This is a genomic window from Brevibacterium pigmentatum, from assembly GCF_011617465.1.
GTDB lineage: Bacteria > Actinomycetota > Actinomycetes > Actinomycetales > Brevibacteriaceae > Brevibacterium > Brevibacterium pigmentatum.
This window is the reverse complement of record NZ_CP050153.1, coordinates 196,982-212,240: the sequence shown is the minus strand read 5'-3', so window position 1 is coordinate 212,240 and position 15,259 is coordinate 196,982. Positions and strand designations below refer to the sequence as shown.

The 15,259-nt window shown below is 65.3% G+C and carries 15 protein-coding genes; 3 read left to right on the top strand and 12 right to left on the bottom strand.

Going from position 1 to position 15,259, the window contains the following annotated elements; translation table 11 throughout:
* Positions 1-137: 137 nt before the first annotated feature.
* A complete protein-coding gene (locus GUY30_RS00940; protein WP_167193318.1) occupies positions 138-1,739 on the bottom strand; it encodes a GMC family oxidoreductase in 1,602 nt (533 codons plus the stop codon).
* Positions 1,739-2,314, bottom strand: coding sequence for a hypothetical protein (locus tag GUY30_RS00935; protein ID WP_167193316.1), 576 nt, complete (start codon positions 2,312-2,314; stop codon positions 1,739-1,741). The genes GUY30_RS00940 and GUY30_RS00935 overlap by 1 nt, the downstream gene beginning before the upstream one ends.
* Before the next feature lie 246 nt (positions 2,315-2,560).
* Between GUY30_RS00935 and GUY30_RS00930 the strand changes: the two genes are divergently transcribed.
* The 3 genes from GUY30_RS00930 (at position 2,561) to GUY30_RS00920 (ending at position 4,701) form a co-directional block, all read left to right on the top strand.
* A complete protein-coding gene (locus tag GUY30_RS00930) occupies positions 2,561-3,343 on the top strand; it encodes an IclR family transcriptional regulator (protein WP_167193314.1) in 783 nt (260 codons plus the stop codon).
* Positions 3,344-3,503: 160 nt separating this feature from the next.
* Complete coding sequence (locus GUY30_RS00925; RefSeq protein WP_167193312.1) at positions 3,504-4,289, top strand: SDR family oxidoreductase; 786 nt, start codon at positions 3,504-3,506, stop codon at positions 4,287-4,289.
* A gap of 82 nt (positions 4,290-4,371) precedes the next feature.
* The gene (locus GUY30_RS00920; RefSeq protein WP_167193311.1) at positions 4,372-4,701 is read left to right on the top strand and encodes a putative quinol monooxygenase; all 330 of its coding nucleotides are present in this window, start codon (positions 4,372-4,374) and stop codon (positions 4,699-4,701) included.
* A 183-nt stretch (positions 4,702-4,884) separates the two neighbouring features.
* On the opposite strand, the gene GUY30_RS00915 is transcribed toward GUY30_RS00920, so the two are convergent.
* From GUY30_RS00915 to GUY30_RS00870, 10 genes are all read right to left on the bottom strand, one after another.
* Positions 4,885-5,385, bottom strand: coding sequence for an NADPH-dependent FMN reductase (locus tag GUY30_RS00915; protein ID WP_167193309.1), 501 nt, complete (start codon positions 5,383-5,385; stop codon positions 4,885-4,887).
* Positions 5,386-5,614: 229 nt separating this feature from the next.
* Complete coding sequence (locus GUY30_RS00910) at positions 5,615-6,556, bottom strand: putative endonuclease domain-containing protein (RefSeq protein ID WP_167193307.1); 942 nt, start codon at positions 6,554-6,556, stop codon at positions 5,615-5,617.
* Between the two features lie 329 nt (positions 6,557-6,885).
* Positions 6,886-7,587 (bottom strand): helix-turn-helix domain-containing protein, encoded by a 702-nt coding sequence (locus GUY30_RS00905; protein WP_167193305.1) that lies wholly within the window; start codon positions 7,585-7,587, stop codon positions 6,886-6,888.
* Between the two features lie 8 nt (positions 7,588-7,595).
* The gene (locus tag GUY30_RS00900; protein ID WP_167193303.1) at positions 7,596-9,110 is read right to left on the bottom strand and encodes a tripartite tricarboxylate transporter permease; all 1,515 of its coding nucleotides are present in this window, start codon (positions 9,108-9,110) and stop codon (positions 7,596-7,598) included.
* A 9-nt stretch (positions 9,111-9,119) separates the two neighbouring features.
* Entirely contained in the window at positions 9,120-9,734 is a 615-nt protein-coding gene (locus GUY30_RS00895; RefSeq protein WP_167193302.1) for a tripartite tricarboxylate transporter TctB family protein, read from the bottom strand.
* Complete coding sequence (locus tag GUY30_RS00890; RefSeq protein WP_167193299.1) at positions 9,731-10,795, bottom strand: Bug family tripartite tricarboxylate transporter substrate binding protein; 1,065 nt, start codon at positions 10,793-10,795, stop codon at positions 9,731-9,733. Before GUY30_RS00890 ends, GUY30_RS00895 begins: the two co-directional genes overlap by 4 nt.
* An 87-nt stretch (positions 10,796-10,882) precedes the next feature.
* Positions 10,883-12,097, bottom strand: coding sequence for a CaiB/BaiF CoA transferase family protein (locus tag GUY30_RS00885; RefSeq protein WP_167193297.1), 1,215 nt, complete (start codon positions 12,095-12,097; stop codon positions 10,883-10,885).
* Between the two features lie 13 nt (positions 12,098-12,110).
* On the bottom strand, positions 12,111-13,058 hold the full coding sequence (locus GUY30_RS00880) for a hydroxymethylglutaryl-CoA lyase (RefSeq protein ID WP_167193296.1): 948 nt from the start codon (positions 13,056-13,058) through the stop codon (positions 12,111-12,113).
* A gap of 156 nt (positions 13,059-13,214) precedes the next feature.
* Positions 13,215-13,775: a dihydrofolate reductase family protein gene (locus GUY30_RS00875; RefSeq protein ID WP_167193286.1), complete on the bottom strand. Its 561-nt coding sequence runs from the start codon at positions 13,773-13,775 to the stop codon at positions 13,215-13,217.
* Between the two features lie 73 nt (positions 13,776-13,848).
* Positions 13,849-15,129: a CaiB/BaiF CoA transferase family protein gene (locus tag GUY30_RS00870; RefSeq protein WP_167193285.1), complete on the bottom strand. Its 1,281-nt coding sequence runs from the start codon at positions 15,127-15,129 to the stop codon at positions 13,849-13,851.
* Positions 15,130-15,259: the final 130 nt, after the last annotated feature.

Genomic DNA, 15,259 nt, shown 5'->3' with positions numbered 1-15,259 from the left:
GCCGATGCAGGTGAGTGCCTCTCACCAGCTCGGTGAAACTGCAGCAGCTCGGCCCCTGGGCCAATCTGCTGTAGTTTCACCAAGCCGAGGCCGGCCGCGGAGTGGCAACCACCCAGACGATCAGCCGAAACCTAGCCTCACACCTCCCCGGTCCGCAGCGCCTCGGCGATGTATTCGGCCTGCCGGATCGCCAGCGCTACGATCGTCAGGGTCGGGTTCGCCGCGGCGCCGGTGGTGAAGACAGATCCGTCGGAGATGAAGAGGTTCTTCACGTCGTGGGTCCGGCCCCACTTGTCGACGACTCCGTCTTCGGGGCGTTCGCTCATCCGCGCGGTGCCGAGGTTGTGTGTCGACGGGTACGGCGGAGTGTGGTGGGAGGTCTGCGCTCCGACCGCCTCGTAGACTCTCTGACCTGCGGCGTAGGCGTGTTCGCGCATCGCGAGGTCATTGGCGTGGTCGTCATAGTGGACGTTGGGCACGGGCAGTCCGTTCGTGTCCTTGACCGTCGTATTCAGCGTCACCCGGTTGTTCTCCTGCGGCATGTCCTCACCGACGATCCACATTCCCGCGGTGTTGAGGTACCGGTCGAGCAGTGCCGCGAAGTCCGGTCCCCACCCGCCGGGTTCGACGAAGGAGGCCATGAATGCCGGGCCCAGCGAGATCGTCTCCATGTAGTAACCACCGGAGAATCCGCGGTCGGGATCATGGATCGACTCGTCGGCGATGACTCCGGCCATCGTCTCCCCGCGGTACATCCGAACGGGCTTGTCGAAGTGACCCCAGACGGTGCCGGTCAGGTGGCGCATATAGTTCCGTCCCACATGGCCGGAGGAATTCGCCAACCCGTCGGGGAAGGACGGTGTGCCGGACAGCAGAAGCAGCCTCGGCGTCTCGATCGAGTTGCCGGCCACGCACACGAGCTTCGCAGCCTGACGGTGCAGGCTGCCGTCCTTGTCGAGGTAGAGGACGGCGTCGGCGCGACCGTTCGCATCGTGTGTGATCTGCACTGCCTGGGACTCGGGTCGAAGGTCGAGGAGACCGGTGTCCGCAGCCCGCGGCAGCTCTCTGACCAGGGTCGACCATTTGGATCTGTTCTTATCGCCCTGGAAGTTGAAGCCGTCCTGGATGGAGGCGGGCCGGCCGTCGTACTCTTCGGCGTTCGTGGCGTACGGGCCGGTGGCGTAGAACTTGTAGCCGACCTCCTTCGCCCCTCCGGCGAAGACCTTGTAGTTGTTGTTCGCCGGCAGCGGTGGGCGCCCGTGGACATGGGTCGATCCCATCGCCTTCTCGGCCCGGTCGTAGTACGGGGCCATCTCCTCGAGCGTGATCGGCCAGTCGAGGAGGTTGGCGCCGTCGATGCGGCCGTAGACGCTGCGGGCCTTGAACTCGTGATTCTTGAAGCGTGGGGTCGCGCCCGACCAGTGGGTCGTCGTCCCGCCCACGGCCTTGACGATCCAGGCCGGCAGGTTCGGGAAGTCGCGGGCGATCCGCCACGATCCCGTCGTCGTCCGGGGATCGAGCCAGGCCATCTGGTTGAAGGCTTCCCATTCGTTATTGACGTAGTCCTCGTTGCGCAGATACGGCCCGGCCTCGAGCACGACGACGGGAATGCCCTTCGCGGTGAGCTCGTAGGCCAGCGTTCCCCCACCGGCGCCGGAGCCGACGATGACGACGGCCTCCTCGTCCGGATCGACGCTGTATCCGGTCACGCTGCGGCCTGCGTTCTGGTTCTGTGCCATCACTTCTTCACCTCACCCATCTCGACGCTCTGCGGCGCGGGCTGATTGGTCGATTCGTCACCGGCAAAACCGCCGCTGCGAACACCTGTGGCCCCGTCACCGAGTTCGGGAATCGGCTCGTCCTCGGGATAGAGGATCCTCGGTTCGGGCAGCCAGTCGAGATCGTCGAAACCACGGTTGATGTAGCCGCCCTTGTCGAACGACGGCCCTTCATAGCCCAGCGTCTCCCACACCTCGACATCGTCATAGAGGTTGAGCACGGCGGTGCGCCGGACGAAGCCGAAGAACTCGGTGGACTCGACCCGGCGCAGCACCTTGAGCGCGGAATCGTCGTCGAGTCCGCAGAAGTCCCCGTCGGAGAGTTGATCCAACGACAACAGCCCTTGGATGAGGGCCACCCGGAACCAGGTCTCCTCATCGGCGGCGATGAGGATCTTCTCCGCGGTGCGCACATACGGCCCGTCGGGGAAGTCTGCGTGCGGGAACGCCACGCGCAGCACTCGGATGAGGGTCTGCTTCGCCTCGTCCGTCATCTCCATCGCATTCAGCGATGGGTATTTTGCAGGGAATGCCATCGGATGCTCCTTTGCTCCACTCGGCCGGCGGCATCGACGCACGCCCGCCACTGTCCTGACATGAGCAACCTATGTAACCGGCGACACCATGGACTATCCTCATTCTCACCACATGAAAAAGTCGATCGTCGAGGCGGCCCCACCGTCCCGCACCCACAACCGTTCCCGCCCGGCCGTCTCCGTCACCGGTCCGGCGGCCGCGGCCGGATGCCCACCGCCGAGGCGATCGCACAGTCAGGAGACCGCGTGTCCAACAGTGCCGTGATCCAACGAACTTTCTCCGTTCTCGAAGCCGTCGCCGCTTCGGGCAGTGCTGCCGCGAAGACCGTGGCCTCCCGTCTCGAGATCCCGCTGCCGACCGTCTACCGGCTCCTCAACGAGCTCGCCTCAGCGGGGTATCTCGTCTACCTCAAGGACTCCAAACGGTTCGAGCTCGGCCCGAAGTGCTTCGAGCTCGGGCTGTCGTTCCAGCAGCGCCTCGTTGCTCCGCATCCGATCCGGCAGATCACCGATCAGCTCCATCGGTCGTTGGGCACCGCCGCCTATTTCGCGATCTATCGCGGTTCGGACATCATCCTCACCTACTGCTCCGACTGTGAGAAGCATCCGCGCCTGCGGCCTCTGCGCTTCGGCTTCCACGAGGCGGCGCACGCCACCGCCTTCGGCAAGATCCTCCTGGCCGGAATGCCCGAACCTCAGCGCACCGACTACCTCGAGGCGCGGGGAATGCAGGTGCTGACTCCGCAGACGATGATCAGTCGGGAGGCTCTCGATCCCCATCTCGCCGAGGTGGCCACCCGCGGAATCGCCTGGGAGCACGAGGAGTTCCTGCCGCGTCAGACCTGCGCGGCCGTGCCGGTGCGCAATGGCACGGGGATGCAGGTCGGGGCGATGGCGGTCAGCACTCCCTCATCGAAGATGACGGGACGGGCGAAGTTGGTCGAGTCGACCCTGCGAGAGCATGCGGGCCTGGCGTCGAGCTACCTGCGCGGCGGTTCGGTCACCGTCCCCGTCGCCGAACACCCGTGAGTCGAGCACGTTGGAGCCGCGCATTCCCCGCCGCCGAACACGCGTGAACACATGGGTGAACTGTCACTTTATCGCCATATGAGAAGAACCGTGTCTTACTGACTGCGATTGAGCTGAGAATGATCGTGCTCACTCACAGTTGAGAACTCAAGGAGGAGAAATGGGCACGAACAACAGCGTCGCGGTGGTGACGGGATCCGGTCGGGGAATTGGTCAGGGCATCGCCCAGAGGCTCGGAGCCGATGGGCATCTTGTCATCGTCGCCGACCTGCCGACCATGCACGACAGCGTGGCGGAGACCGTCACCACGATCGAAAGCGCAGGTGGGAAGGCCACCGCCGCCGAGGTGGACGTCACGGACGAGGAATCGCTGAGCCGCCTCGTCGAGGTTGCCGTGGACGCTGGAGGCAAGCTCGACGTCTTCGTCGCGAACGCCGGAATCGCCCAGGTCGAACCTCTCATCGACTATTCGAAGGCCGATTTCGAGAAGATCGTCGACGTCAACCTCACCGGCGTCTTCCTGTCCTATCAGGCTGCGGCGAAGCAGATGATCGAGCAGGGCAACGGCGGCAAGATCATCGGCGCCGCCTCGATCGTCGCGTTCCGTCCCTTCGCGCTGCTGTCACCGTATTCGGCGACGAAATGGGCGGTGCGCGGACTGACCCAGGGCGCGGCGATGGAGTGGGCCAAGCACGGCATCACCGTCAACGCCTACGGGCCCGGCATCGTCGGCACCGCGATGTGGGATCTCATCGATGAGAAACTCGCCGCCGAGGAGGGGTTGGCGAAAGGTGAGGCGATCAAGAAATATGCTGGTGACATCCTCATGGGTCGGGTGTCCGTGCCCGAGGACGTCGCGAACCTCGTGTCGTTCCTCGCCAGCGAGGACTCCGATTACATCACCGGACAGACCATGCTCGTCGACGGCGGAATGCAGTTCTCGTAACGTTGTCGCTGAGAGCAGAAACCGACACCGCCACACCCACATCTCCACCCGAGAGAACAACCACAGAGAGAAGGAAGAAGACATGATCTTCATCGTCGTAAAGTTCCCCGTCAAGCCCGAACTGGCCGACCAGTGGCCCGAGCTGACCCGCGAGTTCACTGAGGCGACCCGTGCCGAACCGGGCAACAAATGGTTCGACTGGTCGCGCAGCCTCGATGACCCGAACGAGTACGTCCTCGTCGAAGCCTTCGACGACGATGCCGCCGAAGCGCATGTGAAGTCCGACCACTTCCAGGCCGCGACCGCCACGGGCGGGCCGATGCACTCAGCACTGACAGCGACCCCGAAGATCATCTCCCGTCAGATCGACGGCGACGATTGGGATGCGATGGGCGAGCTGCAGATCGACTGATCCCCCACCGAGGCGGCCGTCCCCGATCGGGACGACCTCATCCGCCGAGACAGCCGTGCGGGCCCGCTGATGCGTTCAGCGGGCCCGCACCACGTTCCTGGCGCCGGCCAACTCACCAGCTTGGTGAACCTGCAATAGCTCGGCCCCTGCACTGAGCCGCTGCAGGTTCGCCAAGCTGAAGGCTCACCTCTGCGGCAGGTACGCCTTCTGGCTGTCGACCCATTCGTCGAGCACACTCGAACGCTCATCGAACTTCGCGGTCGGGAACGCGAGGCCCTTCGTCGGCACGCTGGCGCCGAGTTCGACGAGCAGCGGACGCAGGGTCGTCTCCACCGCGAGCGTGTGCGCCGGGGACCCGATGGTGAAGACCGGGATCGCGGTCAGCCCATGCAGACCGCCAGCGTCGTACCGGTCGAGGAAGGCTTTGAGCAGTCCGGTGTAGCTGGCCTTATAGGTCGGCGTGGCGATGACGGCGTAGTCGGCGGTGGCCAGACGCTCGGTGAGTGTGTTGAGGCGGTCGGACTTCCACTCGAAGATCTGGTCGGTCACCTCGGCGAGTTCGATGGTTTCGTCGATCTCGGATCCGGTCACCTCGGCGATCTTGGCGGCGAGGTCTTCGGCAACTTGGCGGGTTCGCGAATTTGGGCTCGGGTTGCCGACGACGACGGCGATGCGTGTGGTCATAAGGGGGTCCTCTCCTCGAGTGTTCACCGGGTCATTGCGCCCAGATACCCACACTAGAAGCGGTCAGCCGCTGCGAAAGCGTTGCCGTTCATTTGGCGTCATCGTAGCGACGCTCGGGGTCGCACACATGGTTCCCCGAATCAGCGGGAACAGATTGTCGTTTCACGGCTCGAAAATCTACATTCTGCTCCCGCAGAATCGGACCCCTTCGGCTCCGGAGAACCACCTGCTACCTGCCGCCACGGCCAGCCTTCTGCTCAAGGTGATACCGAATCTTCCGCTCAAGCTCCGCCCTGCTCATCTGGCTCGTCACCCTCAGCACCTCCCAGCCCTCGTGCCGCAGAGCCTCGTCCCTGGCGATGTCACTTGCCCATTGTGATTTGGACAGCAGGTGGTGTTCACCTTCGTATTCGAGCGCCAACTTCACGTGGGGATAGCCCAAATCCGGCTCGACCGTGCGGTTGAGCAGACGACAGTAGACCCGTGGATGGACCACAGGTTCCGGCAGCCCACGGCTCATTGCCCACAGTCGAAGGTTCGTCTCCTGCGGCGAGTCAACGTCTTCCCTGATCAGTGACAATGCTGATGCGACCTGCGCTCGCTGCCTCAGGTAATTCCGCTGTGTGCTCTTCGTCCTCAGGAACTCGAGGCTGCACAGCGGCGGACCGTGCCATCCGCCGACGATCGCATCACCGAGGGCAACGAGCTCGTCGCGGGTCAGCTCGGCGCTGAGATCAAGGAAGACCCCGACAGGCGAATGCATCGGCAGTTCAAGCCAGTACCCGGCTTCCTCACGCGCGTGTCGGCGTACGGTCGTCCCCTTCCGCGCCACCTTCCTGTCCGGGTCGAAAGTGACCAGGTGCAGGTGCTCATCGATGAGTCTGTGCGGCAGTGGCAAACCGAACAGTCGCGCGGCCGTGGCACCCCCTGCGACGATCCTGGGAACGACCATGGTCATCGCCCTGAGCCGAAGGCTCTCCTCCATCCACTTCTCGTCGGCCCAGCTCGGAGTCGGGTGCTCGACACATCTCACCTCATCCCGGTGAATGCCCGCCGTGACGGCGCTGAAACGCGGGTCATACCGCAGATGATGCCGGCTGATTCCCCGTTCCTCGGCCTCACTGGTTCTGAAGAGTGACGGGTAGCTGCGATGCTCGATGAGGAGGTCCATGACCAGTAGGAGAGTCGGATACGCTCCCGACCGCAAGGCAGCGGCTTCCGCACTGTGGACGCCGCTGACGTCTCCACAGGGCGCCGATACGCGAGTCCGGATCCGTCCACAGTTCTTCAACGCACGAGTGACGCCACCTGCACTTCCCGCCAGAACCGGGTCGTCAGGCAGATCCTTCAGGATTTCTAGGGAGAAGAATGCAGAGATTCCGAGCTGAAACCGACATTCTTCTCCCGCTGATGCCCAGGCCCCCACCGGAAATGCTTGCTCTCCCCACAGGTATCGGCGCTTGAGCGGGCACTCGCACCCTCCGGCAGGAGGGAACAGCCTTACTCCCCCGCCTGCTTCCGCGCGCCCAGCGCCAACCGGGCGATATCGCGCAGCACTTCGAGCTCCTCACTGCCGTCGAGCAGCGCCCGCAGCTCGACGGCGGCCCGGCTGAGCAGGCTGCGATAGGCGCCGGCGACGTTGTCCGGCTCCCGTGTCAGCGGGTAGGACACGCAAAGGGCGAACACGATCGCCCCGACGGTGAACGCCACGCTCGCCGAGGCGGTCCCGGCCACCCGTGCCTGCTTCGTCGCGTAGAACTCCGCTGGGTTTCCCGGCCCGCACAGCGCCAGGGCCGCCGAGCCGCCGTCGACGAGCGGGAGCACTGCCCCGACTCCGCGGGAGACGCGCAGCTCATGATCGGCTTCGACGTTGCGCACGCACACGCGGTCCTCACCGACCCGGACCCACAGCTGCACGGACTCCCCGGTCATCGTCCGCAGATGCTCGAGCACTGAATTCGTCGTGGCGATATTGCGCCGGCCCGGGAACGGCCCCAACCGCAACAGCCCCGAGGAGTCACGGATGATGAACTTGTGCGCCCGCAGGTCGGTGAGCAGCCGGTAGGTCGTCGACTTCGAATAGCCGAGGCGGCGACACACTTCTGCAGCCGTCATCGGCGAGTCCTGGAGGACTGCGAGGATGGCCGCGCTGCGGTCGATGACGCCGATCTCCGGCGGTGGATTGTCAGTCGTTGCTTTCATTTCGTCCTTCACGACACCGTCACGTCGGCGAGCAGCTTCCGCCTCGACACCCACCACCGGAAGATGATGGGTCCGATGATGCCTGCCACCATGAGGATGATGATCGACAGCGACACCGGCCTGGTGACCAGGGGCGCGAACGATCCGCCGGAGATCTGCAGCATGCGCCGGAAGTTGTCCTCGAGCAGCGGCACGAGCACGAGCGCGAGGATCGCCGGGGCCAAAGGGATCCCGCCCTTCTCCATGAGGTAGCCAATGACGCCGAAGATGCCGAGCATCATCAGCCCGAACAGACTGAATTCGATGGCGTAGGCGCCGATGACCACGAGCACGAGGATGGACGAGAAGAGGATCTCCTTGGGCATCTTCAGCAGCTTCACGAACACCCCGACCAGCGGCAGGTTGAGGATGATGAGCGCGAGGTTGCCGATGTACATGCTCGCGATGATCGTCCAGATCAGACCGGTCTCGTCACGGAAGATCAGCGGCCCGGGCTGCAGACCATACATCGTGAACACGAAGAGCAGCAGCGCCGTCGTCGCCGATCCCGGGATGCCGAGGCTGAACAGCGGAATCATCGCACCGCCCACACCGGCGTTGTTCGCCGCCTCCGGACCGGCCACACCTTCGATGGCGCCGTGACCGAATTCGTCCTGTCGCTTCGAGATCCGCTTCTCCATGATGTAGGACATGAACGAAGCCAGCGAGGGACCGACTCCGGGCAGGATGCCGATGATGAACCCGACGACGGAACCGCGGGCCCAGGGCCCGGCCGACCGCTGCCAGTCCTGCTTCGTCATCCACTTGTCGTTGCCGAAGCTCTGGATCTCGTCCTTGGCCCCACGTCCGAGCGCGAGGTTCCGGATCGCCTCGGGGATAGCGAAGAGCGCCATCGCGAAGATCGTGAAGTCGATTCCGTCGGAGAGCAGACTCATCCCGAACGTCTGCCGGGGCAGCCCGGTCTGGAAGTCGAGGCCGATGAGGCCCACGGCCAGACCGATGAAGATCGAGATGAGCGCCTTGGCCCGCGAACCCGCCGACATCGTCGACGCGAGCAGCAGAGCCGTGGCCATGAGCAGGAAGTATTCGGTGGCGCCGAAGACGTTCGCGAGCTTGACAAGGACGGGCGAGAGGAACGTCAAACCGATGATCGCCAGGGTTCCGGCGAGGAACGATCCGATCGCCGCGGTCGCCAGGGCCGCCTTGCCCCGTCCACGGCGAGCCATCTCGTAGCCTTCGATCGCGGTCACCGCGCTGGAGACCTCACCAGGGGTTTTGATGAGCGTGGCGGTGATCGAGCCGCCGTACATCGACCCGTAGTAGATTCCGCACAACAGGATGAGCCCGTGCACCGGCTCCATGCCGAAGGAGACCGGAATGAGGATCGCGATCGCAGAGATCGGACCGATTCCCGGCAGCACTCCGACGACTGTGCCGAGCAGCACGCCGAGGAGGGCGAAGGCAAGACTGACCGGCTCGAGCGCCGAGGCGAAGCCGCCTCCCAGATCGATGAGAGTGTCCATGTCCGCCCCCTAACCCAGGATCCCGACGGGCAGGTACACCGCGAGCCCGTAGACGAACGCCGCGTAGACCACGCCGGCGAAGACGACGGAGAAGATGAGGTTGCGGATCCACTTCTCCGGCGCATAGATGCTGGTCAGCCCCATCAGAAACGCCGCCGTCGACAGCAGGAATCCAACCGGGATGAGGATCGCGAGGTAGACGAAGAAGAGCGCGAACTGGAACACGACCTTCCGCAGCTGCGGTTCCGGCGGCGCTTCGAGCACGATCCCGCCGACCCCGTCCTCACCGGAGGATCGGCCCGCGGTTTCCACGGAGGATTCCCCCGCCGAGGCGGCCGCACCGTCCCCATCCCCCGCCGCGCTCGTGCGTGCGGATCCTGCCGACTCAGCGGATTCCGCGGACCCGGGCCCCGCCTCGGCGAGGGTGTCCCTCCGGTGCCGGACGATGGCCTGCCCGGCGAGGAAGAGCCCGAGCACGATGAGCCCGATCCCGACGATGGCGGGGAAGGTGCGAGGGGTGACGATGTTCGCGGTCTCCTGGATGGAGAACGTCGCGATGTAGTACACCGCGCCGATGACGGCGATGGCGCCGCCGGTGATGAGGTCGGTGCGGTGAGCGGTCATTTGCTGTTGCCCAGGTCGGTCTCCTTGACGCCTTCGGCAACCGTCTTGGCCGCGTCGTCGACGTAGGCCTGGGCGTCGTCACCGGTGTGGAACTCGGTGGCCCACTGGTTGTTCTTCAGCGTCTCCTGCCAGGCGCCGGACTTGCTCACGTCTTCGAGCGCCTTGGCCCAGAAGTCCACGGCTTCCTGCGGCATTTCGGCGGGTCCGTAGACTCCGCGCCAGTTGCCCAGGGTCACGTCGTAGCCGGAGTCCTTCGCGGTGGGCACCTTGTCGAAGGGAGCCGCCAGCGGTTCCTGGGCGAAGGTGACGAGCGGTTCGATGTCACCGGCTTCGATGACGGAACGGAACTCGCTCATTCCGGCGATGGCGACCTTCGCATCGCCGTTGAGCATCGCGGTCGTCTGCTCTCCGCCGCCGTCGTAGTTGACGAAGTTGATATCGGCCGGGTCGACGCCGGCTTCCTTCGCGAACAGGGCGAAGGGCAGAGTGTCGTCTCCGGCGGCCGCGACGGTGACCTTCTGCGGGTCGTCCTTGAGTGCCTTGACCAGGGAGTCGAGGTCCTTGAAGTCCCCGTCCTTCGGGGTCACGACCATGAAGTCCTCGACGTAGAGGGTGGCGATGAGGGTTGCGTCCTCGGGGCCGTATTCGCAGAGGTTGCGAGCCTTCATCGTCTGGCTGGCCAGGGAGGTGATGGCGATCTGGTCGTCCTTGCCCTTCTCCTGCTGCATCATCGATGTCAGCCAGGAGCAGCCGGTGCCGCCGGGTTTGTTCTGCACGGGCAGCGGGGTGGAGACGATGTCTTCCTTCTGCAGCGCCTCGACGAGGGCACGTGCGGTGGTGTCCCAGCCGGATCCGGGTTCGGCCGGAGCGGTGACCGAAACCGGCCCCTTCGGATAGTCGCCGCCCTCGCCCGGGGGCTGTGCCTTGTTTCCGCAGGCGGTGGCGACGAGGGCGACCGAGGCGAGCACGGCCCCGATCGTCGCCGCGCGCCTGCGGGCACGCGTCGTCTTTTCCTTCGCCGAGGCGGCCGTCCGTGTGCGTGTGATCGTCGTTGATCGCATGAGCTGTCCCTTTGTGTGTTCGGTTATCGGTGGTGGTTGGTGAAGCGGGTTGCTGGTGCCGGCGGGTGATCTGATGCTCGCTGGTCGTCAGCCCAGGCGGCCCTCGTCGGGCTGAGGTCCGTCGACCGGTGGGCCCGTCGGCACTGCCGGGCCGTCCCGGTAGTGGCTGTTGTGGCGGCCCGGTTCCGGCACATCGCTGCGCAGGCCGAGCCGGTTCCCGTCGAAGGTCAGCGGCAGCAGCGGCACATCGACGCTTACGCCCGTCGGCAGCCCGGTGTGGGCGAGCGCTCCGGAGGCGACGAGGTGCGGATCGTCGGTGAGGTCGGCGGGAGTATTGACCGGGGCGACCGGCAGTCCGCGCCGGGTGCACTTCTCTTCGATCTCGGCCAGGCTCAGCTGGGACAGTGCCTGCTGGAGTTCTGAATGGATGCGGTCGCGTTGGTCGACTCGGCCCTGGTTGGTCAGCATGTCCGGGTCGGCGGCGAGCCCCGTCAGCCCGAATTCGTCGCAGAGGTCGCGCCACTGCCCGTCGGAGACGGCGGCGACGAAGACCTGGTTGTCGGCGGCGTCGCGGAAGATGTCATAGACGGCCCAGGTGGCCTGCCTGGTCGGCATCGGTCGGGGCGGTTCGCCGCTGATCTGTGCCTGCGCCATATGCGTGCCGACGAGGAACGCGTTGTTCTCGAACAGTGCGGAGTTGATGAGTTTTCCGCGGCCGGTGGTCTCGCGCACCCGCAGTGCCGACTGGATGCCGATGACTCCGAACATTCCGCCCATGATGTCGTTGACGCTGGCGCCGGCGCGCAGCGGCTGCCCGGGAGGGCCGGTCATATAGGCCAGTCCGCCGAGCATCTGCACGACCTCGTCGAGGGCGGCCCGGTTCCCGTAGGGACCGGAGAGGAACCCCTTGAGGGAGCAGTAGATGAGTCCGGGATTCCGTGCGGACAACTCCTCGTATCCGAATCCGATCGAGTCCATTTTGCCGACGCGAAAGTTCTCGAGGAGGACGTCGGCGGAATCGATGAGGTCGAGGACGCGGTCACGGTCGGCCGCCTCGGCGATATCGAGTTGGACGCTGTGCTTGTTGCGGTTGAACGCGGGGAAAAGACCGGATCCGGACCCGGGCAGGTAGCGGGTCTTGTCGCCGGGACCGCGGGGTTCGATCTTGATGACCTCGGCGCCGAGGTCGGCCAGGATCATCCCGCAGCTGGGCCCCATGACCATGTGGGAGAACTCGATGACGCGGATGCCTTCGAGCGGCAGGGGTTCGGGGGTCGTTGCGGGTGCGTGTTCGGTGGTCATCTCGGTGGTCGTTTCAGGCCTTCGCCGAGGCGGCCGCGAACCGGTCGTCGAAGACCGCGGGGGTGGCGGGAATGTCGGACAGGCTCGAGGTGAGGTTGTGCCCGACGGCGGCGATGAGGGGCTCGCGGACCTCGGTGAGCGCGTCGACGTCGACGCCGGTGGCCACGCCTTCGCGGTGGAGGAGGTGGACGAGGTCGTCGGTGCCGATGTTGCCGGCAGCGCCCGGCGCGAATGGGCAGCCGCCGAGTCCGCCCATGGCCGCGTCGAAGTTCGCGATCCCGAGGTCGAGGGCGGCGATGACGTTGGCCATTCCGAAGTTATATGTGTCGTGGAGGTGGAGGTTGACCGGTTTGTCCGCGAAGGCCTCGAGGACCGCCGAGGTGTTGCGGCGGACCAGCGACGGGTTGGCGTTGCCGATGGTGTCGGCGACTCCGACTCCGTGGGCTCCGGCATCGACGAAGGGGCGGAGGACTTCGACGAGGTGGTCCGCCTCGGTGATCCCGTCGAAGGGGCAGATGAAACTCACGGCGGTCGTGATGTCGAAGCGCAGTCCCTGGTCACGGGCGAAGACGGCGGCGTCCATGAGTCGGTCGGAGGCCTCGGCGATGGAGGCGTCGGAGTTCGCTTTCGAGTGCCCCTCGGAGGCCGAGAGCACGAGTTTGATGTTCTTGGCGCCTGCGTCGACGGCCCGCTGGGCGCCCTTGAGGTTGAATACGAGGGTGAAGAACTCGACCCCGTCGGCCTCGTGCGGTGCCAGACGGCGCAGCAGTTCGTCGGTGTCGGCCATCTGCGGAACCTTCTTCGGATTGACGAAGGAGCCAACTTCGATGTGCTTGAGTCCCGAGCCGATGAGCTTCTCGGCCAGGGCAACCTTGACATCGGTGGGCACGATGGCTTCTTCGATCTGCAGCCCGTCGCGCAGAGTGGTGTCGAGGATATCGACGGAAGTGGGCCGGACCATGGGACTCCTTCACGCAGGCTCCCGCTGAACGGGAAACGATTCGTCGCCGCGCGACCATGCGCGACTCCACTCTCGTTATATAACGCGCTCAGTCCAGGGAACAAGCTTTGTTCGGCATATGAGAGGTCGGGGAGAATTGCCTGTGTTCAGTCCCGTCTATCGGGACGCTAGGTTCTTCGGCCGGTACGTATGGATCGCGTGCCCCGATTCGAGTTTGGTGCGGTCGACGAGTTCCAGGTCGACGACGTCGCTCATGCCAGCGAAGAGGTACGGTCCGTGGCCGGCGATGCAGGGGTGGATGACGAATTCGAATTCGTCGATGAGGCCGAGTTCGGCGAGCGCGAGCGGCAACGTCACTCCCCCGACTGCGAGTCCCGTCACGGATCGTTCCTTGAGCTCGCGGACGGCGGTGGCGAGGTCGCCGCGGATGAGTTCGGAATTCCAGTCGACGCTGTCCAAGGTGCTCGAGACGACGTATTTGCGGGCCGGGTCGATGGCTGCGACGAACGGGTCGAGGTCTTCTTCCGGGGTCGTGTCACCTTCGGGCCGGCGCCAGGCGTCTTCCATCATCTGGTAGGTGATGCGACCGAAGATCAGCCCGTCGGCACGCTTGAGATTGTTCGCATGATGGCGATGGAAATCATCGCTGATGACTCCCACGCGATGATCACAGCAGCCGTCGACGGTGACGTTGATCGAGTACCTCAGCTCGCCCATGGCATAAGAGTAGACCTGGGCGGTCCTCACCGGAAGAGGTATTCGAAGACAGCCGTGGCACGGTCGTCTGTGCTCAGTCCTCGCTGCTGTCCTGGTCCGACTCCGGGGCAGCTCCCTGATCTGGGCTCAGCCCCAGCCACGACAGCACCTCGTCGGTGTGTTCGCCCAAGTCGGGCCCGAGGTGGTCGATCGCGATCGATTCACCGCCGATGACCGGAGTGATTCCCGGGAACGCGACGTCCTCCAGGACCTCCTCGCCGGTGGACACGTCGAGGTTCTGGATCATTCCGCGTGCGGCGAGCTGCTCATCGGCGACGAGGTCTTCGGCCGTGTAGATGGGCCCGGCCGGAACACCCACTTCTTCCAGGGCCTCGACGACGTCCTCAACTGAACGCTCGGCGCACCACTCGCCGATCGCCTCGTCGAGTTCGTCGCGCCGCTGCCAACGGCCGGCATTCGTCTGCAGGTCGGCATCCTCGGCGAGGTCGGAACGGTCGATCGCCGTCATCAGCCGCGGGAAGATTCCGTCCCCGTTGCCGGCGATGACCACGGATTTCCCGCCGGCGCAGAGGTAGCCGTTCGACGGCGCGATGCCCTCCATCCGACCGCCGGTGCGGGTGCGGACCTCGCCGAAAGCGGAGTAGTCGGGAACGAGGGATTCCATCACGGAGAACATCGCCTCGTTGAGCGCGACGTCGACGGTCCGCTCCGACAGCGGGCCCTTGCCTTCGAAGCTGTGCGCGGATCCGACGACCGCCTCGGCGGCTCCGGCGATCTTCTGCCGCTGTCGGTCGAAGAGCATCATCACGGCGCCGAAGGCCGCCTGCATGCCGGCGATCGAATCGCCGATCGAGATGCCCACGCGCACGGGTGGGCGGTCGGGATCGCCGACGAGTTCGCGGAAGCCCGAATAGCCTTCGGCCACGGCGGCGAATCCGGGGCGCGACGACATCGGTCCGGTCTGGCCGAAGGCGGAGATGCGCACGAAGACGAGGTCGGGGTTGGCCTCCTCGAGCACGTCGGGGCCGAGTCCCCACTTCTCGAGGGTGCCGGGGCGGAAGTTCTCGAGCAGGATGTCGCTGCGGCGGACGAGTTCGAGCACGGCCTCGCGTCCCTCGTCGCTGCGCAGGTCGAGCACGACGGACTTCTTGTTGCGGTTGATCGTGCGGTAGAGCATCGAGGTGTCGCCGGCCTTGAGCCGCCAGTTGCGCAGTTCGTCGCCGGTGCCGGGGCGTTCGACTTTGATCACCTCGGCGCCGAAGTCCGCGAGCATCCGCCCGGCGGTGGGTGCGGCGATGTAGTTGCCGAGTTCGAGGACTCGCACACCGGAAAGGGGAAGTCGGTGCGTGCTCATGACGATGCTCCTAGTTGTGCGTGGTTCGGTTCTCCCATGGTGCCAGGTGTCGGCGCGATCGGCGCGGATATCCGACGTCCGGGCGGTCGGACGGTCCACCTCGCCGAGGCGGTGCTCAGCTGTTCCGCAA